Origin of the sequence: Kitasatospora sp. NPDC051853, assembly GCF_044452665.1 — a bacterium.
GTDB lineage: Bacteria > Actinomycetota > Actinomycetes > Streptomycetales > Streptomycetaceae > Kitasatospora.
Genome location: NZ_JBITBY010000006.1, coordinates 450,279 through 470,153, shown reverse-complemented (window position 1 = coordinate 470,153; position 19,875 = coordinate 450,279). Strand labels below are relative to the sequence as shown.

The window sequence follows — 19,875 nt, the reverse complement described above, 5'->3', positions numbered from 1 at the left end:
GGACCCCTTCGCGTGTTCGAACCTGCGCGACTTTGTTTGTTTGGACCTAGGTTACCCGGCCGGGGGCGCGAGGAACTGCGCGAGCCGGAAGGCGGCCCACCGGCAACTGAGCCGCCGTCAGCCGGTTGCCGGTGCTGCCTTTCCACGGCGCGCAGTTCCCCGCGCCCCAGGTCGCCGCCTGCCGGGCGTCAGTTGTCCTTGGGGCGGTCCAGGCCGAGGGCTTCGGCGAGGCCCTCGGGGCCGGTGCCGATCTTGCGGTGGACGGCCGCCAGGCGGCGGTGGACCAGGCTCAGAGCCACGTTGAGCTGCTCGGCGATCCGCTGGGGAGGCACTCCTTTGGCGGCGAGTTCGGCGACGCTGCGTTCGTTCTGGCTGAGGGCGTCCTTGCTGAGGGTCCGCAGGCGGTTGGGCCGCAGGCCGGCCCGGGCCAGTTCGCGGCGGGCCTGGGCGACCAGCCCGTCCGCGCCGCAGTTCTGGGCCAGTTCGATGCCCTGGTAGCAGTACTCGGCGGCGTCGTGCAGCCGCCCGGTGCGGATCAGGGCTCCGCCGAGCTCGACCAGGGAGCAGGCGAGTTCGTAACTGACCGGGGACTGGGTGAGGAGGTTGACGGACTCCTCCAGCCGGTCGACCGCGAACTGGCCGTCCCAGACCGAGGCCTGCATCCGCAGGGCCGCGCCGCGCGCCGAGGCGGTGCCGAACTTCTCCGCCCGGGCGACCGCCTCCGCGGCCAGTTCCCGTGCCTCGTCGGGGCGTTCGGGGGCGATGGCCTTGGCGAGGTGGCCCGTCCACGGGGCCCAGACGGTGTTGTGCCAGCCGCGCCGGTCCAGCTGGTCGCCGACCGCGCGGAAGACCTGGGCCGCGCCGTGGCGGTCGCCCCGGGCGAGCAGCAGCTTGCCGTAGAGGGTGGGGGCGTCGGGCAGCACCATGGCGGTGGGGTGGTACGGCGGCCCGAAGCGGTACTTGCGGGCCAGCTCCCAGGCCTCGTCGACCCGGCCGCGGGCCAGCAGGGTGTCGGCCAGCACGCCGACGGTGTCCCACTGGAGCGGGATGTCCGGGGCGATCCGCTCGGAGAGCCGCAGGCCGCGACGGAGGAAGTCCTCGGCCTCGGCGAGGAGTCCGCGGCGGAACCGGACCAGGCCCATCAGGAAGTAGGAGAAGCCCCGGTGGCCGCCGCTCCACCCGGCGACCTCGTACTCGGTGATGGCGTCGGCGAACAGCCGCTCGGCGGTGGCGAGCTGGTCGGTGTAGGTGTACGTCAGGCCGATGATGGCGGGGAACTCGAAGCCCCAGGTGTTGTTCCGCCAGCCGAGGCCGTCGGGCAGGCGGTAGCCGTCCATCGCCTGGCCGACCAGGTCGAGCGCGCGTCCGGCCGGCTCCCCACGGAGCGTCAGGTCCCAGGCCCGCATGGTGTGGACGGCGCGGTCGGAGTCGCCGCGGCCGCTGACCGAGCGGCCGAGCTCGGCGAGCCGGCTGGAGCGGGCCGGGCCGTCGTCCTCGTCGCGCTGCCAGGCGATCCACATGAAGTGCAGCGCCTCCAGGCGCATCCGGCCGGGGCCGGGCGGGGTGCGCTCGGCCTCGGCCCGGCAGACCTCCGCGGCCTCGACCAGCTGTCCGGCGTGCGCCAGCACCTCGGAGAGCCGGAAGGTGGCGTCCACCCGCAGCTCGGGGGTGAGGCCGGGCTCCAGGGCGAGGGCCTGCCGGAGCTGGTGGACGGTGGTCAGAGGGTCCGTCAGCAGGGCGGCGCAGCCCGTCTCGTAGAGCACCAGGGCCCGCAGGTCCTCCTCCGGGGGCTCGTACAGCGCGCGCTGGAGACAGCGCAGCGCGGCCTCGGGCGCGCCGATCGCCAGGTGCTCGGTGGCGGCCTGGCGGAGCTTGGCCACCATGGCGTCGTCGCCCTCGGGGTGGGTCTCCAGCAGGTGGCGGGAGGCGTCCAGCAGCGAGCCGCCGGAGTTCTCGATGGCGGTGGCGGCCATGCCGTGCATGCCGGTCCGGGTGCTGGGCGGCATGGTCTGGTAGATCGAGGTGCCGATCACCGGGTGGACGAAGTCGAGCCTGCCGGTGGGGCCGGTGGTCAGCACGTGCTGGCGGCGCAGCTGGCGGACGGACTCCTCGGCCTCGGCCGGGCTCTGGGCGCAGATGGTGGCGGCCAGGTCCTGCTTGATGTCGGTGCCGAGCAGGGCGCAGGCCCAGGCGAACCGCAGGACACCGGTGCCGAGCTTGTCCAGCCAGTACTGGAGCGTCATGCCCTTGGCCGCGGCGGCCAGGTCGCGCAGCTGCTTGACGTTCTCCTCGAAGGGGTCGAGCTGCTGGTCGCGGACCTCGCGCAGCAGGACGGCGACGTCGTACGGGTTCCCCTTGGTGACGGCCCAGACCTCGTGGCAGAACAGGTCCTCGGTCTCCGGGCCGAGTTCGGCCCGGACCAGCTGGCCGACCGAGGTCGGGTTGAGCGGGCGCAGCGCGTGCCGGCGGGTGGCCTGGCTCTCGATCTGCTGCTGGAGCTCGCGGCTCTCCTCGAACTCGTTGCGGTAGGCGAAGACCAGCAGCACCGGCAGCAGCCGGGCCCGGGCGGCGAAGGAGGCCAGCCAGGTGAGCGACTCCTGGTCGGCCCAGTGCAGGTCGTCCACCATCATCACCAGCGGGGCGCGCCGGGGCGCCAGCTGGGTGAGGACGTAGTCGAGCCCGTCGCGGACGCCCTGCGGGTCCATCTGCTCGACCTCGCCGGAGGGCGGGAGCAGGCCGATGGCCGGGCCGACGATGGAGTACCAGCCGCCGAAGACCTCGGCCCGCTCGGCCTCGGAGAGCCCGCCGAGCACCGGGAGCAGCAGCTGCTTGAGGACGTGGAACGGCTCCTTGGTCTGCCGTTCGCCACCCCGGCCGGAGAGCACGGTGCAGGTCTTGCGCAGCTTGGCCAGCCGGCGGATCTGGTCCATCACGGCGGTCTTGCCGACACCGGCCGGGGAGGCGTAGACGAGCAGCTCGCCGATCTCGGTGCCACCGGCCTCGAAGTCCTCGCAGAGGCGGTCCAAGGCCTGCTCGGCGGTGTGGAGTTCCTCCTCGCGCTCGTGCAGCCGCGTGTGACCGCCGTGCCAGTGACCGTCCTTCGGCCCGCCCTGCTGATCGACCACTGCCAGCCTCCGCTTCGCACCCGTCCCATGGTCCTGGTGGTGAGCGTAGTACCGTGGCCGCCCCCGTGGCGCGCGTTCGCGCAGGCCGGAGACCGCCTTCAGGATTCAGGCCGGACACCGAGGGCAAATGCCTTGGTACCCCTGCCGTCTGATGATCAGATCGGATAATCTTCGCCCCGAACGGGCGCCGTTGATCATTGAGACGTACACGGCGCGAAAGGCCGAGAACACAGAGCCGTGGAGAGCGCCAGAACTACGCACAGTACCGAGCGCCTGGAGTCCGATGTCCGACGACAGCTCAGTTGAGCTCCCCTTCCCCCACCGACGCAGCCCCCACCAGTCACCGGCCGCCCGGCACCACGCCGAGTGGCTGCACCGCCACCGCGAACTGGCCGCCTCCACCGGCCAGTTGACCTACGAGAGGTGGGACGTGCCGGAACTGGCGGCACTGACCTACCCGGAGAGCTCGGCCGAGGACCTCGGGTTGGCCGCCGACCTGATGGGCTTCTACTTCCTCTTCGACGACCAGTTCGACGACGCGCTGGGACGCCGCCCCGAGGAGGTCGCCGAGATCTGCGAACGGCTCACCGCCCTGGTGCACAGCCCCAGACCGGTCGGCACCACCCCCGCCGAACGCGCCTTCTCCGACCTCTGGCGCCGCAGCATCGAGGGCATGTCGCCCCGCTGGCGGGCCCGGGCCGCGTACAACTGGGAGTCCTACTTCGCCTCCCACCCCGCCGAGGCCGCCGGGCGAATAGCCAGCCGGCCGCCGGACCGCGAGAGCTACCTGATGCTCCGTCGGGGCACCGCCGCGATGGAGACCATCTTCGACATGATCGAGCGGTTGGGGCGCTTCGAGGTGCCGCAGGCCGTGCTGCACCACCCGGTGCTCCGTCAACTCCGCCAGCTTGCCGCCGACATACCCTCCCTCACCAACGATGTCCGCTCCTACGCCCAGGAGTTGGCCCGTGGCGACGTGGCCAACCTGGTGATGATCGTGCAACGCGAGCGCGGCTGCTCTCCCGAGGAGGCCGCCTCCGTGGTCATGGCAGAGGCCCAGCTGATGGCCGACCGGGTCGGCGAGCTGATGACCGAACTACCGGAAGTCTACCGCCTGTTGCGGCTGTCGGTAGCCGATCGTCATGCCGCCCACCGGTACGCCGACGGACTCGGCGCGTGGACCGCCGGCTATCTCCGCTGGGAGCTCAGGACCGGGCGGTACGTATCGGGCTGACGTTCCGTCGGTACGGCGGTCCGTCCGTACACCCCCGTCCGTCTCCGGCGTCCTCGGGTCTTCACGAGGCACCGTGGCGGCCCGGGCCCTTCGCGGCTAGGGTCTCGCCCGGGGTCACTACCGTGCGTGTCCGGGTGGTGACCCCCGCACCGGCGCGTGCACGTGGTCGTCCCGCAGCTCCACCCTCAGCAGCGAGGAGAGATACCGCCCATGACGGTCTACCAGCCCCCCGGCCAGCCCGGCAGCATCGTCGAGTTCCGCCCCCGGTACGAGCACTGGATCGGCGGCACCTTCACGCCCCCGGTGCGCGGCGGCTACTTCGAGAACCCCACCCCCGTCACCGGCCGGACCTTCTGCGAGGTGGCCCGGGGCACCTCCGAGGACATCGAGGCGGCACTCGACGCCGCCCACGCCGCCGCCCCCGCCTGGGGCCGCACCTCCCCCGCCGAGCGCGCCCAGGTGCTGCTCCGGATCGCCGACCGGATCGAGGCCAACCTCGAACGCCTCGCGGTCGCCGAGAGCTGGGAGAACGGCAAGCCGGTCCGCGAGACCCTGGCCGCCGACCTGCCGCTCGCCGTCGACCAGTTGCGCTACTTCGCCGGCGCCCTGCGCGCCCAGGAGGGCGGCCTCTCCCAGATCGACGAGGACACCGTCGCCTACCACTTCCACGAGCCGCTCGGCGTGGTCGGCCAGATCATCCCGTGGAACTTCCCGATCCTGATGGCCGTCTGGAAGATCGCCCCCGCGCTGGCGGCCGGCAACGCGGTGGTCCTCAAGCCCGCCGAACAGACCCCCGCCTCCGTCCTGCTGCTGATGGAGCTGGTGGCCGACCTGATCCCGCCGGGCGTGGTCAACGTGGTCACCGGCTTCGGCGAGGAGGCGGGCAAGCCGCTGGCCTCCTCCCCGCGGATCCGGAAGATCTCCTTCACCGGCGAGACCTCCACCGGCCGCCTGATCAGCCAGTACGCCGGGCCCAACCTCATCCCGGTCACCCTGGAGCTCGGCGGCAAGAGCCCGAACCTCTTCTTCGCCGACGTGGCGGACCGTCAGGACGCCTTCTACGACAAGGCCCTGGAGGGCTTCGCGCTCTTCGCCCTCAACCAGGGCGAGGTCTGCACCTGTCCCAGCCGGGCCCTGGTCCAGTCTTCGATCTACGACCGCTTCCTCGGCGACGGCCTGGAGCGGGTGCGCGCCATGCGCCAGGGCAACCCCCTCGACACCGAGACCCAGATCGGCGCCCAGGCCAGCGCCGAGCAGCTCGCCAAGATCCTCTCCTACCTGGAGATCGGCCAGGCCGAGGGCGCCAAGCTGCTGACCGGCGGTGAGCGCGCCGAGCTGGACGGCGACCTGGCGGGCGGCTACTACGTCACCCCGACCGTCTTCGAGGGCGACAACTCCATGCGGATCTTCCAGGAGGAGATCTTCGGCCCGGTCGTCGCCGTCACCCGCTTCGAGGACTTCGACGACGCCGTCGCCCTCGCCAACGACACCGCCTACGGCCTCGGCGCCGGCGTCTGGTCCCGCGACGGCTCCACCGCCTACCGGGCCGGCCGCGCCATCCAGGCCGGCCGGGTCTGGACCAACTGCTACCACGCCTACCCGGCCCACGCCGCCTTCGGCGGCTACAAGAACTCCGGCATCGGCCGCGAGACCCACAAGATGCTCCTGGAGCACTACCAGCAGACCAAGAACCTCCTGGTCTCCTACTCCCCCGACGCCCTCGGCTTCTTCTAGAGATCCCCTCGAGACCCCGTCAGGCCCGGGTCCCTCCGACCACCCGGGCCTGACGGCCTCTCACCACTCGACGGCCGGGCACCGTCAGGTACCGATGGCGCTGACCCAGACGGGGAACGGGGCCGGCTCCTCCTCGTCCGGCTCCTCGGAGTCGGTGAGGGCGATCACGCCCGGGCTGTCGTCGGCCAGGAAGGGACCGACGACCGGGCCGAGGTCGGTGACGGGCCGGTAGGACCCGCCGAACGGGAGGTCCTCCGGTGGCACGGTGCCGGTCGAGCAGCGCAGCTGCCCGGCGATCTCGTCGTGCCAGACGTAGAAGGTGGCCGGGCCGGAGTACCCCGCTTCGCGGACGCGGACCCGGAGGGCTGCCGCCGTCCGTTCGAAGGCGGTGGCCACCTCGGCGACGGTGAGGGAGCGGCGGTCCTCCACCTCGGCGTTCAGGTGCCAGGTGTTGGTCTCCCACTCCACCGGCCGGTCGGCCGGCTCCAGGGCCAGGGGTTCGTCGGCCAGTTCGGCGATCCAGGTCAGCAGCACCGCCGCAGTCTCGCACGGGCCGGAGCCCGGGCGGTCCCCTGAACCGCCCGGGCAGTGGAACACTGGCACGAGACCAAGGCGTTAGCAAGAGTGAAATGAAACCGTCCTGATGGCAGCTGCCGTGAATCGGTACCATGAGGGGCTAGCGGAGCGGCCGGACGGGGAGGCGCACAGTGGCGGCAGACGGGACCGGTGTCCTCGGGGAGCGGATCGAGCAGCTCTTCCGCACCGTCAGGCGGCCGAACGGCGAGCCGCACAGCAACGAGGAGGTCGCCCGGGCGTGCCGGGAGGCGACCGGCGAGACCTTCTCCGCCACCTACCTCTGGCAGCTGCGGACCGGGCGGCGCGACAATCCGACGAAGCGTCACCTCGAGGCGCTGGCGCAGTACTTCCAGGTGCCGCCGGCCTACTTCTTCGAGGACGAGCAGGGCGATCGGATCGCCGAGGAGCTGGCCCTGCTGGGGGCGCTGCGGGACGCGGGGGTGCAGGAGGTCGCGCTCCGGGCGGTGACCCTCTCGCCCGAGGGTTTGGGCACCATCAGCGACATGATCGAAGCGATCGCCAGACGTGAGGCGCGAGCCCGGGGCGCCGAGTAGGCTCGCACCTGCGCTCTCCGGAGCGCGGGGGCGGGCGCGCGTGCGGAGCGGGCCGGACCGACGTCCCCCGGGTTCGGGCAGCGACTGGGGGCGGCATGAAGGACGGCGAGCGGCGCAGACTGTGGCGGCGCTGTCGGGAGCTCGCGGAGACCTTGGCGCTCCCCGATCCGTTCGAACTCCCGGCCCTGGGCGAGGTGTTGTCCGCACAGCTGGGGCGTCCGGTGGAGTTCCTGCCGCTGCCCGCGGGCGCGGCCGGCACCTGCGGGGTGCTGATCAGCACGGAGCGCGCCGAGTACATCGGCTACCCGACCGACACCACGCCGCTGCACCAACAGCACATCGTGCTGCACGAGGTCGGGCACCTGCTCTGCGGTCACCAGGACGCCAGGTCGGCCGCGGACGGCGGGGGTGTCACCGGACTGCTGCCGCACCTGTCCGGCGAGTTGGTCCGCCGGGTGCTGGGGCGCAGCTCGTACGACTCCACCCAGGAGCAGGAGGCCGAGCTGTTCGCCTCGCTGGTGCTGCACCGCGCCGCGGGCCTGCAGGATCCGTCGGGCTCCGGCGCCGGGCGTCCGGGCGAGGAGAGCGAGGAGGCGGTCAGGCTCGGCGGGATCTTCGACTCACCGGGCCGCCGGCTGCGACGCCCGTCCTCCGCGCCGTGATCGAACTGGTCGAGTGGCTGGCCGGTGCCGTCGCGATCGTCGGGGTGCTGTTCCGGATCCGGCTCTGGCGCGGCGGTCCGCTGCAGCCCGGTGCCCGCTACCTGGCCGCGTTCACGGTCTGCCTCGGGCTGGCGATGGCCCTGCTGCCGTTCTCCTGGACCTCGGGGATCGCCGACCGGCCCCTGGTCAGGTACCTGCTGCCGCTGCTGTGCACGGAGCTCAAGCTCGCGGCCGAGTGCTTCCTCGCGCTGACCGCCCTCGCGGTCCGCAACGGCGACCGGAGCCGTCCGCTGATGCGGCGGCAGGCCCTCGGCTCGGTGCTGGTGATGGCCGCCGTGGCGGTCCTCTACCGGGCCGCCGGGGTGACACCGGTGGCCGGGAGGATCACCGTCGAAGCGGCCGGGCGGGCCGAACTGGCCGGCTACAACGTGCTCTTCACCACCCACAGCCTCTGGTGCGTCGGGCTGTTCACCCTGCTGATCCACCGCTCGGCGCGCCGGCTGGCCCCGGGCCTGCTGCGGACCGGACTGCGGCTGGTCGTGGTCGCCGGGGTCTGCGGCCTGTACTGGTCCGTGATGAGCCTCATCCCGCTGGTGGAGGGCCTCCGGACGGGTCGTCAGACCAGCGGGGCCAACCTGCACTCCGCCGCCATCGGCCTGGCCACCCTGGTGATGGTGATCGGCGGCATGACGGCCACCGCCTGGGGCGGCCGGATCGCCGGGTGGGTCCGCCGCCTGCGGGCGAGGCGGGACCTGCGCCGGATCGGGCCGCTCTGGGAGGCCCTGTACGCCGTCCGCCCCGAGATCGCCCTGGAGCCGCCCTCCGCCCGGGGCCGGCGCGGTCCGGCCGGGGATCCCGAGTTCGCCCTCTACCGCCGGGTCATCGAGATCCGCGACGGACAGCTCGCGCTCCGCGCGCACCTGCACGCCGAGGTGCCCGGGTGGGCCTCGACCGCCTGCGCCGCCGCCCGCCTGGACCGGCGGCGCACCGACGCCACCGTCGAGGCCGCCGTGCTGGCGGCGGCCCTGGAGGCCGCGGCGGCGGGCCGGCGCTACCCGTACCCGGGCACCGGCGGCCACACCCCGCCCGCCACCACCGCCGACCTGCGCACCGAGAGCGCCCAACTCGTCCTCGTCGCCGAGGCCTTCACCCACTCCCCGATCGTCGCGGCCGTCCGGCGCCGGGTCCGGACCGAGCCGGCTGCGCTACAGTCCGAAGGATGAGCGAACCACGTGCACCCTTCGGGGACTTCGGGTCCTCCGTGCTGCCCGCCACCGAGGCCTGGGAGGAGTTGGCCCCGCCGGTGGTGGAGGCGCTGAAGGGCTGGGAGGCGGCGGAGTCGGTGCTGTACGTGGACACCGACCCGGAGAAGGCGGACACGGCGGTCTTCTGCGAGGCGTACCGGGTGCCGCCGGAGCTCTCGGCCAACTGCGTGGTGGTGGCCGCCAAGCGCGGTGGCGAGGTGAGCCACGCGGCCTGCCTGGTGCGGGCGGACCGGCGGGTGGACGTGAACGGGGTCGTGCGCAAGCACCTCGGGGCGCGGAAGGCGTCGTTCGCGCCGATGGAGGAGGCCGTGGCCCGGACGGGCATGGAGTACGGCGGGATCACCGTGGTCGGGCTTCCCCCGGAGTGGCCGCTGCTGGTCGACGAGGCGGTGGTGGCCCTGCCGTACGTGCTGATCGGCAGCGGACGGCGGCGCGGCAAGCTGATCCTGCCCGGCGCGGCGGTGGCCCGGCTGCCGCGGGCCGAGGTGCTGCCCGGCCTGGCCGGCTGACGCACCCGCGAGGGGACTCCGTGCGACTGCGCGCGGACCGCGGTGCGAGGCCCGCAGAGGTCGGCGGAGGTCCGCAGAGCTCGGCGGCGCCGGAGCCTGGTGGCGTGTGACGGGAGGTCAGGGGGCGGTCGGGTCCTCGCCGGAGGCCAGCAGCGCGGCCGCGGCGGCACGGACCCCGGCCTCCCAGCGGGTGAACTCCGCAGGGGCGGTCTGCGCCAGGCAGTCGGCGCAGCAGTACGCGTCGGTGAGGGCGTCGAACAGCCGTTGCTCGGCCTCGGCGAGGTCTTCCCCGTACCAGTCCGGGCGGAGGAGGTCGAAGGCCGCCGACGGGGTGAGCCCGCCGGTGTCCACCCGTGCCGCCACGTGGTGCAGCAGGTAGCGCTCGGCGGGAGCCTCCTCGGGTACGGGGTTCCCGAGCTCGTCCATGGACCGCCTCAGCACCGCGTCCAGGTCGTTCGGGTGCTCACGCCCGCTCAGTCCGGCCAACTCCCGCAGCGCAGGCGCATCGTGACCACCGACCAGCAGCTCGGCGGCCGCCATCGGCAGGTCCTCCGGGGCGACGAGGCGGGCGGCGTACTGCCAGGCCAGGGTGCGGGCGGCGTCCATGCCGGGCATCCTGCCGCCCGGCGGGCGGTGGTGGCGAGCCGTTTTCGGTGCGAGGTCCCGCACGTCGACGGCGTGGCGGCGCGGCTGCGCGCCGGGGGAGTGCTCCCCCGGCGCGCGGCCGACGCGGCTCAGCCGGCCAGCAGCTTGGCCTTGGCCGCGGCGAACTCCTCCGGGGTGAGCAGCCCCTGCTGGACCATCTGTGCCAGGTCGGCGAGCTTGGTCGCGACGTCCGGCTGGGCGGGCGCCGGGGGTGCCGGGGGCGGCTGGTAGGCGGGCTGGCCCTGGTAGGCCGGCTGCCCCTGGTACGCGGACGGGGCGCCGGCCGACTGCTGGGCCTGGAGTTCGGCGATGGCGGCGTTCTGGTCCTGCTCGTTCTGGGCGGAGCGGGCGGCGCTGCGGCCGGCGGCGTACGCGGCGCCGCCGACCACCAGACCGCGGACCAGCGGGGCGCCGACGGGTCGGACGACCCGGACCGGGCGGATCGGGCGCAGGGGTCGGAACACGAGCTCCTCCTCTTACTGTCCGGACGCGACGCGACGCGCCTCGGCGGCCCGGACGGCCTGTTCGATGTTCTCCTGCGGGATGCGGACGCCGGTGGCGATCCGGCCGCCCAGCTCCCGCAGCGCACCGGCGGCGGCCGCCGCCCAGACGTGCTCGATCAGCACCAGCAGGGCCACCGTGCCGGGCTCCAGCAGCTCGGCGGCCTCCTGGGCGTCCTCGGGCCCGATCAGCTGGAGCTCCTCGCGGTCCGGGTCGACCACACCGCTCAGGTGCTCGAAGTCCTCCAGCTCCCCGTAGGTCGCCTCCCCGTCGGGCTGCCGGGTGACCACCAGGGTGTCGATCACCCGGATCTCTCCCGCCGCCCGGAGGAGGCCCAGGGCCTTCACCGCCTCGACGGTGATGGTCTCCTGGGGGAAGGTCAGGACTAGCAGTTCGGCCGGCCCCATCCAGGGCTCCCTTCGGTGGGTCGATCCCCCGCAAAAGGGATACAAGCACACCGCCGCCCGGGAGTCCGGCCGACACGGGGGCGGGGCGGGATGACCACCCGTCAGGACCGTAGGGACACAGGGACACAGGGACACAGGGACACAGAGCCGCAGGACAACCGGACCGCAGGGCCGCAGGTGCGTCCGGGCTCAGAGCCGCCGCGCGCCGGCGCCGTCCTCGGCGAGCTCGTCGCCGGGGTTCAGCAGGGCGCAGGCCTTCATCGACAGGCAGCCGCAGCCGATGCACCCGGTGAGCTCGGCCTCCAGCCGCTCGATGGTCTGCCGCCGCTCCTCCAGCCGGAGCTTCCAGCCGCGCGAGGCGCGCTGCCACTCCTGGTGGCTCGGCGGCCGGTCCAGCGGCACGTCGGCGAACGCCTCCCGGAGGTCCTGCAGCGGGATGCCGATCCGCTTCGCCACCGAGATCAGGGCGATCCGGCGCAGCATGTGCCGGGGGTAGCGGCGCTGGTTGCGACCGTCGCGCTCGGAGGCGATCAGGCCCAGCTCCTCGTAGAAGCGCAGCGCCGAGACCGCCGCGCCGGTCCGGACGCTGACCTCGCCGATCGCCAGCCAGTCGTCCGGGGTGGCCCGGGCCTCGCCGGGCTGACGGCTCGTCATCCGGGCCTCCTCTTGTGCTCAAGTCTACTTGAGGTCATACGGTCGGCCGCGTCCGGACAGCGCGTCAGAACACCCACCCGGAACGAACCGTGAGGACGGCCGCCCGATGACCTTTGTGATCGCTATGCCCTGTGTGGACGTCAAGGACAAGGCGTGCCTCGAGGAATGCCCCGTGGACTGCATCTACGAGGGCGAACGGATGCTCTACGTCAACCCGGACGAGTGCATCGACTGCGGGGCCTGCGAGCCCGTCTGCCCCGTCGAGGCGATCTACTTCGAGGACGACACCCCGGAGGAGTGGCGGGACTACAACGCGATCAACGCGGAGTTCTTCGACGGGATCGGCGCCCCCGGCGGGAGCGCGAAGCTCGGTCTGATCCCGCGTGACCACCCGGCCGTGGCGGCGCTGCCGTCGCAGACCGCGGTCTGAGCACGGCGCGGGCCCGCCCTTCGCGAGGAGGAGCGGGCCCGCGCCGGGGACGACGGCCGCTACTCGGGCTTCGGCAGGGCGATCCACTCCGCCCAGCTGAGGTCCCGTCCGATCAGGCGCGGCCGCTCGAACGGCCAGCGCTCGGCGATCCAGCGTGGGACGAAGGCGTCCAGCGCGGCCTCCAGCTCGGTACCGACCCGCGCGTCCACCACCCACCAGGAGACCTCGGCGTCCGCGCCGGTGCGCTCCGGCGGGTCGATGTAGACGCAGCCGAACAGCTCGGTCTCGGCCTCGTTCAGCAGCGCGTAGTTGAAGGACTGGTGGGCCTCGGCCTCGCGCTCGTGGCGGGCCAGGTCGGCCCGGTCGGCCTCCTCGGTCATGGTGGCCGCGGGCCAGCCCCAGGCCGGGCCGAAGATCTCGAACAGCCGCTCGCGGGAGCCCATCACGGCCGGGTAGTCGATCCCGGTGTCGGTGGCCCTGATCGGGCGCAGGTGGAAGCCCTCGGCCAGGGGCTCGTGCAGCGGGTGGACGAAGTCCTCGGGAAGCCAGCTCATGCGGCGAAGGCTAACCAGCGGGGCCGTCGGCGGCCCAGCGGTTTTCGATCACTGACGGACGGTCAGCGGCGGCACGCCACGGACGGCGCAAGGTCACCGGCGCCGGGGCCACCGGAGTGTTCGCTGGACCCGACCGCTGTCCCCCTTCCCCCGTCCCCCGGAGGCCCCGATGTCCGTCCCGATCACCCAGCTCGGCGACCCCGCCGTCCGCGCCCTGCTCACCGCGCTCAACGCCAACGACCGGGCGGCCTTCCGGGCCGCCCTGACCCCGGACGCCACCATGTCCGACGACGGCACCGAGCGCGACCTCGACGACTGGACCGAGCGGGAGGTCTTCTCCTCCAACGGCCACATCGACGTGCAGAGCGAGAGCGACGGCGGCCGCGCCCTGGTCGCGGACTACCGCAACGACACCTGGGGCGGGATGCGGACCGCCTGGCGCTTCACCGTCACCGACGGGAAGGTCAGCCGCTTCGAGACCGGCCAGGCCTGACCGGGAGCGGCCGACCGGGCGGGCCCGGAGAGTTCGGGCGTAAACTATTACTTGCCCTACCGAACCAATCCGCCCCGAAGGATGACGCCGCGTTGACCAGCAAGGCCGCCCCCAGCACCCCCGTCGTCCGGACCGGGCCCGCTCCGGCTCCGGCCGACGGCCTCGACCCGAGGCGCTGGAAGGCCCTCTGGGTCTGCCTGCTGGTCGGCTTCATGTCCTTCCTGGACGTGTCGATCGTCAACGTCGCCCTGCCCTCCATCCGGACCGGCCTGCACACCTCGGAGGCCGGCCTCTCCTGGGTGCTCTCCGGCTACGTGCTCGCCTTCGGGCTGACCCTCGTCCCGGCCGGACGGCTCGGCGACGCGTACGGGCGGCGCACCTCCTTCCTCGCCGGGCTGGCGCTCTTCACCGCCGCCTCGGTGCTCTGCGGCCTGGCCGCCGACGAGACCTGGCTGATCGCCGCCCGGCTGGGCCAAGGCGTCGCGGCCGGCCTGCTCACCCCGCAGATCTCCGGCCTGATCCAGCAACTGTTCCGGGGCACGGAGCGCGGCAGGGCCTTCGGCCTGCTCGGCTCCACCATCGGCATCGCCACCGCCGTCGGGCCGGTGCTCGGCGGGCTGCTGATCCAGGCCCTGGGCACCGAGCACGGCTGGCGCTGGGTGTTCTTCGTCAACCTGCCGATCGGACTGCTGGCCTTCCCGCTGGCCCGCCGCCTGCTGCCGCGGGGCACCCGGGGCCCGCGGACCGGCCTCGACCCGGTGGGCGTGGTGCTGCTGGGCGGTGCGGTGTTCGCACTGCTGCTGCCGCTGATCGAGCAGCAGAGCTGGCAGGGCTCCGCGAAGTGGCTGCTGCTCGGGCTGGGCGCGGCCCTGCTGGCAGCCTTCCTCGGGTGGGAGCGCCGCTACGCGCTGGCCGGCCGGGCGCCGCTGGTGGACCTCGGGACGTTCCGCTTCGGCTCGTACTCACTGGGCGCACTGCTCGGGGCGGTCTACTTCGCCGGGTTCACCAGCATCTTCTTCATCTTCACGCTCTACCTGCAGAGCGGGCTCGGGTACTCGGCCCTGGCCGCCGGGCTGGCCATCACCCCGTTCGCGGTGGGCACCGCCGCCAGCTCGGTGGTGGCCGGGCGGAACGTCCACCGCTACGGCCGCCGCATGATCACCGGCGGCCTGGTGCTGGTCGTGCTCGGCCTCACCGGCACCTGGCTGGCGGCCTCGCTGACCTCCGGTCAGACGGTGGGCTGGGCGACGGCGTTGCCGCTGTTCGTGGCGGGCGTCGGCTCGGGCACGGTGATCAGCCCCAACTCCACCCTCACCCTCCAGGACGTCCCGGTGGCCCAGGCGGGCACCGCCACCGGCATGCTCCAGACCGGACAGCGCGTCAGCTCGGCGGCCGGCATCGCGATCGTCAGCTCGGTCTTCTTCGCCCGGGTCGGCGACGGCTGGCAGGCCGCCTTCCGAGCGGGCATCCTCACCTCGGCCGCGATCGTGGCGCTGGCCCTGGTGATCGCCCTGGCCGACCTGCTCCGCCGGCCCGCGGGGCGGCGTCAGGCCGGCTGACGGTCCGCCAGGACCTGGCGGACGGCGGCGATCAGGGTGCGGGAACGGATGTCGCCCGTGACGCCCGGCATCATGCCGTTGGTGACGTAGGCGAAGCCGATGCCCAGCTCGGGGTCGGCGAAGCCCAGGGAGCCGCCGCGGCCCGGGTGGCCGAAGGAGGCCGGGGAGGCCATCGGGGAGCTGGGGCCGTGGCGGAAGAAGCCGTGGCCGAAGGTGGTGTTGACGATCAGCACCTTGTCCGGGCCGCTGACCGCGGGCCCCATCGCCTCGCCCAGCAGCTCCGGCCCGAAGAGCGCGGGGAGCCGCTCGCCCGGCGAGCCGCCGTGCCGGTCGGCCGCCCCGATCAGCGCCGCGAACAGCCGGGCCACCGAACGGGCGGTGCCGATCGCGCCCGCGCCGGGGATCTCGACGGCCTGGATCGCCGGGTCGTTCAGGTCCACCGCCGAGCGGACCGAGGCGAACGAACGGGACGTCAGCGAGGTGCGGTCCTGGTAGGCCGCCGTCACCGAGGCCTTGGGGCGCAGCCTGAGCCCGCCGGACGCGCTCTGCGCCGCCGCGGCCGGGCCGGGCAGGTCGACCAGCCGGCCGACCCGGGGTGCGGCTCCGGCCGGCAGGCCGATCCACAGGTCCAGGCCGAGCGGCTGGGCGATCTCCTCCGCGAAGTACCGGCCGATGCTGCGGCCGTCGGCCCGCCGGACCACCTCGCCGACCATCCAGCCGAAGGTGTACGGGTGGTAGCCGTGCGCCCGGCCCGGCTCCCAGAACGGCGCCTGCGCGGCCACCGCCGCCACGGCCGGCTCCCAGGCGATCACGTCCTCCACCCGCAGCGGCACGTCCAGCGCGGGGATGCCGGTCTGGTGCGAGAGCAGCCAGCGGACCGGCACCCGCTCCTTGCCCCCGGCCTTGAACTCCGGCCAGTACGAGGCGGCCGGCGCGTCCAGGTCGAGCTTCCCCTGCCCCACCAGGTGGAGCGCGGCGGCGGCCGTCAGGCCCTTGGTCACCGAGCGGAGCACCTGCGCGGTGTCCGCCGTCCAGGCCACCGCCGGGGCCGGGCGGCCGCCGACCTCGGGCCGGGCATCGCCGCCCCAGAGGTCCGCGACCTTGCGGCCGTCGTGGTAGAGCGCGAAGGCGGCGCCGAGCTCGCCGTGGTCACGGAAGTTGCGCGCGAACGCCTCCCGGACCGGTTCGAAGCCCTCGGCCACCTCGCCCCAGATCTCCACCACCACGTGCCGCCTTCGCTCCGCCGTACAGTCCGCCCCTGAACGATAGTCCGATCATCGTCGGTGCGCTGACGTGCCGGTCCCCCCGTCCCCTCTCCCCCGACACCCCGTCAGGTCGATAACGTGAGGACCATGACGAACCCCGAGGACGAGATCCTGGACGTGGTGGACGACCGCGACGAGGTGGTCGGGACCGCCCCGCGCAGCGAGGTCTACCGGCAGGGCCTGACGCACCGTTGCTCCTTCGTCCTGGTCCGCGACCCGCAGGACCGGATCTTCGTCCACCGCCGGGCCGCCACCAAGAGCTACGGCCCGAGCACGTACGACGCCTTCGTCGGCGGCGTGGTCGGCACCGGCGAGACCTACGCCGAGGCCGCCGTCCGCGAGGCCGAGGAGGAGCTCGGGGTCTCCGGGGTCGTCCCGCACCGCCTGTTCAAGTTCCTGTTCTCCGAGCCCGGGCTCTCCTGGTGGTGCGACGTCTGGGAGGCCCGCTGGGACGGCCCCGTCCGGCCCCAGGTCGAGGAGGTCGACTGGCACGACTGGCTCACCGAGGCCGAGCTGGACCGGCGGCTCACGGAATGGGAGTTCGTGCCCGACGGCCGCGAGGCCTACCGGCGCTACCTGGCCCACCGGGGCTGACGCTCCGGGGCAAGTGCCTCCCCCGGCAGGGTTCGCCCCATCAGGAGCGTCGTTCGGTGCGTGCTCTCGGCGTGCCGGGAAAAGGCCCTCGTAGCGGAGCTACTCGGGCCTTTGGCCGGTTTGCGGCGAAAGGGCCCCTCCTGCCCGATGGCGGGCAAGGAGGGCGCGTGCCGGGCGGCGCGACGGGGCGAGCCCTGCCGGGGGAGGCACTAGGGTGACGCCATGGTTTCGCGTACGCCGCCGGTGGCGGATCGGAACGGGCGGGCACCCCGCCGACGGCTGACCGTGGACGAGCGGCGGGAGCAGCTGATCGCGGTGGCCCTCGACCTGTTCAGCCGGCACGCGCCGGAGGACGTGTCGATCGACGACATCGCGGCCGCGGCCGGTGCCTCCCGGCCGCTGGTCTACCACTACTTCCCCGGCAAGCAGGCCCTCTACGAGGAGGCCCTGCGGCGCGCGGGCCAGGAGCTGGCCGGCCGCTTCGAGGAGCCCCGGGAGGGCCCGCTCTCCGAGCGGCTCTACCGGGTGATGGGCCGTTACCTCGACTTCGTGCAGAGCCACGGGCCCGGCTTCACCGCCCTGCTGCGCGGCGGCTCGGTGACCTCCAGCCCGGCCGGGACGGCCGTCATCGACCAGGTGCGGCGGGCCGCGGCCGAGCAGATCCTCTCCCACCTCTCGGTCGGCGAGCCCAGCGCCAACCTGCGGCGCACCGTCCGGGCCTGGATCGCCAACGTCGAGATCACCTCGCTGGACTGGCTGTCGGACGAGAGCACCGTGCCGCCGGAGGAGCTCCAGCTCCAGCTGGTGCAGGAGTTCACCGCCGCGCTGGTGGTCTGCGCCGCCCGCGAACCCGCGCTGGCCCTCGACCTGGCCGACTTCCTCGCCACCGAATCCACCACCGGCCCCACCGCCCAGCTCGTCCGCCAACTCACCGCCCTCCTCGCCGTCCCCGACCTCCCCGAGGCCCTCGCCCGCCTGGCCACCCCGGCATAACCTCTCCCGGCGGCCGCCGTACGTCGCTAACCTGAGCCTGCACGGGGACAGTTGAAGGCGTCCGGGGGGACGACAGTGACAGACCAATTCGCAGACGGCCTCGGCGTGCCAGACGACGGCCTCACCGGTGCGGACGCGGGCCTGGGCGACGCCACCGCGTTCGGCGGGCTCGGGCTCCCCGACCTGCCCGGAGACCTGGCCGGCGGGCTCGACGGCCACGTCACGGCGTACGGCCGTCCCGCGGCCACCCCCTTCACCGGCGGCCTGGCGGGCGGCTACCTCGCGGACGGCGCGGGCGTCGAGTGGTCCGCGACCTTCACGCCCGAGCACAGCTACCTCGGGTACGAGCCCGAGGTCGACGAGATCGCCGTCGAGATCGGCGAGGCCGCCGCGCGGGGGGCCGATGAGCCCGGGGACGCTCCGGTGCCGCGGCTGCCCGACGAGCTGCTCAACGACCGGATCGACCTCGGGCCGCAGTCGCCGTACTCCGGCGAGCCGTCGGCCGGCCACGAGGAGCCCGGTGACGCCGGCCGACCATGACCTGATCCTCCATCTGTTCGTCGGCCGGGACGCGCTGGACGGCGCGGCCGGGGAGCTGCTGCGTGCCTGGTGGCGGGCGTGCCGGGAGCACGGGATGACGCAGCCGTTGCTGGGGCTTCCGCTGGAGGTTCCGGAACAGCTGCCCGGGGAGGGCGAGCGGCCGGGGTCGTTCCGGGCACTGGCCGGGCGGAAGCGGCCCGGGACGGCGGGGCCGGCGCAGCAGGCGCTGTGCTACGTCCAGCACGACGTGGTCGGTGTCGTCGTGCTGCTGGCCACCGCGCCCGGCGAGCCCTGGACCCGCGCGGAGCGCGACTGGCAGGCGGCCGTGGCCCGGCACGGCGGGGGCGCGGCGGGCGATCCGGCCCCGGACGGGGTGCTCGGCACCGCCGTGGTCCACCGGGTGGTGACCGACGCCGCGGCACCCGCCACGCTGCTCCGCGAGGCCGGGATGCGGGTCGGCTTCACCACCGCCGTCGGCGTGGCGGTCCCGACCGCGCGGGCACTCCAACTGCCGGATGCCCAGGGTGAGTTCCTGGTGTTCTCGCCCCCGGCCGAGAGCACCGGGGGACGGTCGCGGCGGCTGGCCGTGCTGGCCGCCCGCGCCGATGAGGGCCTGCTGGACTCCTGGATCTGGAGCCACGGGGCCACCGAGGCCACCGCCCTGCGGCCGACCGGCCTCCACCGCTACCTGCTGCAGAGCGCCAAACTCCACGACCAGTACCTGGCGTTCGCGGACCGGCAGGCCGGTTTCCGGGCCCACCGTGACCTGGTCGACCGGCTCACCGACCGGATGGTCGGCCTCTGTGCCGAACCCACCCGGGACGGGACCTCCCACCGGGCCGCCCAGTTCCTCGCGCTGGAGAACGCCCTCGCCGAGCTGCAGCAGGCCGCCGACACCCTGCTCACGTACCGCACGAGGCTGGAGCGGTTCCGGCGGCAGGCCGAACTCGCCGCCGCCAACGCCGATCTGGCGGTCCCTCCGGTGGCCGGTGCCCCGCTCGGCGGGCTGTTCGCCGAGGACACCGCGCTGCGGGGGTGGCTGCTGCGGCAGACCGAGCACGACGCGGAGGACTTCCGGCTGGTGGGTGACCGGGCGGACACCGTGGTGCGGAACGCGACCGCGCTGGTGCAGCAGCGGTTGCACCAGCGGCAGCAGCAGCTGACGCTGCTCCAGACCTCGGTGCTGGGCGGGGTGTTGATGGTGCTGGCCGCCGTGCAGGCGCTCGACTACCGGCCACCGCTGCCGGGCCCGTTCCACGGGCCGGTGATCGCGCTGCTCGGTGCCCTGGCCACCGTGCTGCCCGGCTCCGTGCTGCGCTGGGCCCGCGAGACCGGGCGGAGGGCCCGGCCCTCCCTCACCGACCGCCTCGCCATGACCGCCCTCGGTGCCTGCACCGGCTGGCTGGCCGCCACCGCCGTCTCCTCCTGGCACACCGCCGCCCCGGCCCCGCCCGCCTGGTCCCTCCCGGCCGCCGCCCTCGGCGCCCTGACCGCCGCCCTCCTGGAGCGCCGCCGCTGACCGCCTGCGGCGGGCGGGCAGCCGGTCCGCGGGCAGGTCCACACGGGCTGAACACCAAGTCG

Annotated in this window: 21 protein-coding genes; 13 read left to right on the top strand and 8 right to left on the bottom strand. The window is 73.8% G+C overall.

All coding sequences use genetic code 11. The features are described from left to right. Positions 1 to 188: 188 nt before the first annotated feature. Positions 189 to 3,125, bottom strand: coding sequence for an ATP-binding protein (locus ACIA8O_RS20270; RefSeq protein ID WP_396295280.1), 2,937 nt, complete (start codon positions 3,123 to 3,125; stop codon positions 189 to 191). Between the two features lie 283 nt (positions 3,126 to 3,408). Here ACIA8O_RS20270 and ACIA8O_RS20265 point away from each other — a divergent pair, with 283 nt between their 5' ends. Beyond that, positions 3,409 to 4,359: a hypothetical protein gene (locus ACIA8O_RS20265; protein WP_396295279.1), complete on the top strand. Its 951-nt coding sequence runs from the start codon at positions 3,409 to 3,411 to the stop codon at positions 4,357 to 4,359. A gap of 210 nt (positions 4,360 to 4,569) precedes the next feature. Next, positions 4,570 to 6,093: an aldehyde dehydrogenase family protein gene (locus ACIA8O_RS20260; RefSeq protein ID WP_396295278.1), complete on the top strand. Its 1,524-nt coding sequence runs from the start codon at positions 4,570 to 4,572 to the stop codon at positions 6,091 to 6,093. Between the two features lie 84 nt (positions 6,094 to 6,177). Here the strand turns inward: ACIA8O_RS20260 and ACIA8O_RS20255 are convergent, their stop codons facing one another. Beyond that, on the bottom strand, positions 6,178 to 6,627 hold the full coding sequence (locus ACIA8O_RS20255) for a hypothetical protein (protein WP_396295277.1): 450 nt from the start codon (positions 6,625 to 6,627) through the stop codon (positions 6,178 to 6,180). Positions 6,628 to 6,800: 173 nt separating this feature from the next. Here ACIA8O_RS20255 and ACIA8O_RS20250 point away from each other — a divergent pair, with 173 nt between their 5' ends. The 4 genes from ACIA8O_RS20250 (at position 6,801) to ACIA8O_RS20235 (ending at position 9,659) form a co-directional block, all read left to right on the top strand. Next, positions 6,801 to 7,223: an XRE family transcriptional regulator gene (locus ACIA8O_RS20250; protein ID WP_396295276.1), complete on the top strand. Its 423-nt coding sequence runs from the start codon at positions 6,801 to 6,803 to the stop codon at positions 7,221 to 7,223. Positions 7,224 to 7,318: 95 nt separating this feature from the next. Further along, the gene (locus ACIA8O_RS20245) at positions 7,319 to 7,885 is read left to right on the top strand and encodes a ParH-like protein (protein WP_396295275.1); all 567 of its coding nucleotides are present in this window, start codon (positions 7,319 to 7,321) and stop codon (positions 7,883 to 7,885) included. Continuing rightward, positions 7,882 to 9,108, top strand: coding sequence for an MAB_1171c family putative transporter (locus tag ACIA8O_RS20240; protein WP_396295274.1), 1,227 nt, complete (start codon positions 7,882 to 7,884; stop codon positions 9,106 to 9,108). The genes ACIA8O_RS20245 and ACIA8O_RS20240 overlap by 4 nt, the downstream gene beginning before the upstream one ends. After that, positions 9,105 to 9,659 (top strand): YbaK/EbsC family protein, encoded by a 555-nt coding sequence (locus ACIA8O_RS20235; protein ID WP_396295273.1) that lies wholly within the window; start codon positions 9,105 to 9,107, stop codon positions 9,657 to 9,659. The genes ACIA8O_RS20240 and ACIA8O_RS20235 overlap by 4 nt, the downstream gene beginning before the upstream one ends. Positions 9,660 to 9,776: 117 nt before the next feature. Here the strand turns inward: ACIA8O_RS20235 and ACIA8O_RS20230 are convergent, their stop codons facing one another. From ACIA8O_RS20230 to soxR, 4 genes are all read right to left on the bottom strand, one after another. Next, a complete protein-coding gene (locus ACIA8O_RS20230; RefSeq protein WP_396295272.1) occupies positions 9,777 to 10,265 on the bottom strand; it encodes a hypothetical protein in 489 nt (162 codons plus the stop codon). Between the two features lie 128 nt (positions 10,266 to 10,393). Further along, complete coding sequence (locus ACIA8O_RS20225) at positions 10,394 to 10,768, bottom strand: SHOCT domain-containing protein (protein WP_396295271.1); 375 nt, start codon at positions 10,766 to 10,768, stop codon at positions 10,394 to 10,396. Positions 10,769 to 10,780: 12 nt separating this feature from the next. Further along, positions 10,781 to 11,212: a DUF6325 family protein gene (locus ACIA8O_RS20220; protein ID WP_396295270.1), complete on the bottom strand. Its 432-nt coding sequence runs from the start codon at positions 11,210 to 11,212 to the stop codon at positions 10,781 to 10,783. A gap of 189 nt (positions 11,213 to 11,401) precedes the next feature. Continuing rightward, the gene (soxR, locus tag ACIA8O_RS20215; RefSeq protein ID WP_396295269.1) at positions 11,402 to 11,866 is read right to left on the bottom strand and encodes a redox-sensitive transcriptional activator SoxR; all 465 of its coding nucleotides are present in this window, start codon (positions 11,864 to 11,866) and stop codon (positions 11,402 to 11,404) included. A gap of 106 nt (positions 11,867 to 11,972) precedes the next feature. On the opposite strand from soxR, the gene fdxA reads away from it, so the two are divergent. Further along, on the top strand, positions 11,973 to 12,296 hold the full coding sequence (gene fdxA, locus ACIA8O_RS20210) for a ferredoxin (RefSeq protein ID WP_396295268.1): 324 nt from the start codon (positions 11,973 to 11,975) through the stop codon (positions 12,294 to 12,296). A 59-nt stretch (positions 12,297 to 12,355) separates the two neighbouring features. Here fdxA and ACIA8O_RS20205 read toward each other — a convergent pair whose 3' ends face one another. Next, positions 12,356 to 12,850, bottom strand: a complete 495-nt coding sequence (locus ACIA8O_RS20205; RefSeq protein WP_396295267.1) for an N-acetyltransferase — start codon at positions 12,848 to 12,850, stop codon at positions 12,356 to 12,358. Positions 12,851 to 13,019: 169 nt separating this feature from the next. Between ACIA8O_RS20205 and ACIA8O_RS20200 the strand changes: the two genes are divergently transcribed. Together ACIA8O_RS20200 and ACIA8O_RS20195 are read left to right on the top strand one after the other, a co-directional pair. Then, positions 13,020 to 13,343 carry a nuclear transport factor 2 family protein gene (locus ACIA8O_RS20200; RefSeq protein WP_396295266.1) on the top strand — a complete coding sequence of 108 codons (324 nt, stop codon included), beginning with the start codon at positions 13,020 to 13,022 and terminating at the stop codon, positions 13,341 to 13,343. 92 nt (positions 13,344 to 13,435) lie between these two features. Next, positions 13,436 to 14,902 (top strand): MFS transporter, encoded by a 1,467-nt coding sequence (locus ACIA8O_RS20195; RefSeq protein WP_396295265.1) that lies wholly within the window; start codon positions 13,436 to 13,438, stop codon positions 14,900 to 14,902. Here the strand turns inward: ACIA8O_RS20195 and ACIA8O_RS20190 are convergent. Further along, on the bottom strand, positions 14,890 to 16,125 hold the full coding sequence (locus tag ACIA8O_RS20190; protein WP_396295264.1) for a serine hydrolase domain-containing protein: 1,236 nt from the start codon (positions 16,123 to 16,125) through the stop codon (positions 14,890 to 14,892). The genes ACIA8O_RS20195 and ACIA8O_RS20190 overlap by 13 nt on opposite strands. 129 nt (positions 16,126 to 16,254) lie before the next feature. Here ACIA8O_RS20190 and ACIA8O_RS20185 point away from each other — a divergent pair, with 129 nt between their 5' ends. The 4 genes from ACIA8O_RS20185 (at position 16,255) to ACIA8O_RS20170 (ending at position 19,813) form a co-directional block, all read left to right on the top strand. Continuing rightward, entirely contained in the window at positions 16,255 to 16,761 is a 507-nt protein-coding gene (locus ACIA8O_RS20185) for an NUDIX hydrolase (RefSeq protein ID WP_396295263.1), read from the top strand. Positions 16,762 to 16,983: 222 nt separating this feature from the next. Next, positions 16,984 to 17,754 (top strand): TetR/AcrR family transcriptional regulator, encoded by a 771-nt coding sequence (locus ACIA8O_RS20180; protein ID WP_396295262.1) that lies wholly within the window; start codon positions 16,984 to 16,986, stop codon positions 17,752 to 17,754. Between the two features lie 105 nt (positions 17,755 to 17,859). Then, positions 17,860 to 18,294, top strand: a complete 435-nt coding sequence (locus ACIA8O_RS20175) for a hypothetical protein (RefSeq protein WP_396295261.1) — start codon at positions 17,860 to 17,862, stop codon at positions 18,292 to 18,294. After that, the gene (locus tag ACIA8O_RS20170; protein ID WP_396295260.1) at positions 18,275 to 19,813 is read left to right on the top strand and encodes a CATRA conflict system CASPASE/TPR repeat-associated protein; all 1,539 of its coding nucleotides are present in this window, start codon (positions 18,275 to 18,277) and stop codon (positions 19,811 to 19,813) included. Before ACIA8O_RS20175 ends, ACIA8O_RS20170 begins: the two co-directional genes overlap by 20 nt. The last annotated feature ends 62 nt before the right edge of the window (positions 19,814 to 19,875 follow it).

What these genes read in the sequence shown, in the direction of transcription:
- ACIA8O_RS20265 (WP_396295279.1), top strand. Translation starts at nt 3,409, where the DNA reads ATGTCCGACGACAGCTCAGTTGAGCTCCCCTTCCCCCACCGACGCAGC.
- ACIA8O_RS20230 (WP_396295272.1), bottom strand. Translation starts at nt 10,265, where the DNA reads ATGGACGCCGCCCGCACCCTGGCCTGGCAGTACGCCGCCCGCCTCGTC.
- ACIA8O_RS20220 (WP_396295270.1), bottom strand. Translation starts at nt 11,212, where the DNA reads ATGGGGCCGGCCGAACTGCTAGTCCTGACCTTCCCCCAGGAGACCATC.
- ACIA8O_RS20180 (WP_396295262.1), top strand. Translation starts at nt 16,984, where the DNA reads ATGGTTTCGCGTACGCCGCCGGTGGCGGATCGGAACGGGCGGGCACCC.
- soxR (WP_396295269.1), bottom strand. Translation starts at nt 11,866, where the DNA reads ATGACGAGCCGTCAGCCCGGCGAGGCCCGGGCCACCCCGGACGACTGG.
- ACIA8O_RS20260 (WP_396295278.1), top strand. Translation starts at nt 4,570, where the DNA reads ATGACGGTCTACCAGCCCCCCGGCCAGCCCGGCAGCATCGTCGAGTTC.
- ACIA8O_RS20200 (WP_396295266.1), top strand. Translation starts at nt 13,020, where the DNA reads ATGTCCGTCCCGATCACCCAGCTCGGCGACCCCGCCGTCCGCGCCCTG.
- ACIA8O_RS20245 (WP_396295275.1), top strand. Translation starts at nt 7,319, where the DNA reads ATGAAGGACGGCGAGCGGCGCAGACTGTGGCGGCGCTGTCGGGAGCTC.
- ACIA8O_RS20185 (WP_396295263.1), top strand. Translation starts at nt 16,255, where the DNA reads ATGACGAACCCCGAGGACGAGATCCTGGACGTGGTGGACGACCGCGAC.
- fdxA (WP_396295268.1), top strand. Translation starts at nt 11,973, where the DNA reads ATGACCTTTGTGATCGCTATGCCCTGTGTGGACGTCAAGGACAAGGCG.
- ACIA8O_RS20235 (WP_396295273.1), top strand. Translation starts at nt 9,105, where the DNA reads ATGAGCGAACCACGTGCACCCTTCGGGGACTTCGGGTCCTCCGTGCTG.
- ACIA8O_RS20205 (WP_396295267.1), bottom strand. Translation starts at nt 12,850, where the DNA reads ATGAGCTGGCTTCCCGAGGACTTCGTCCACCCGCTGCACGAGCCCCTG.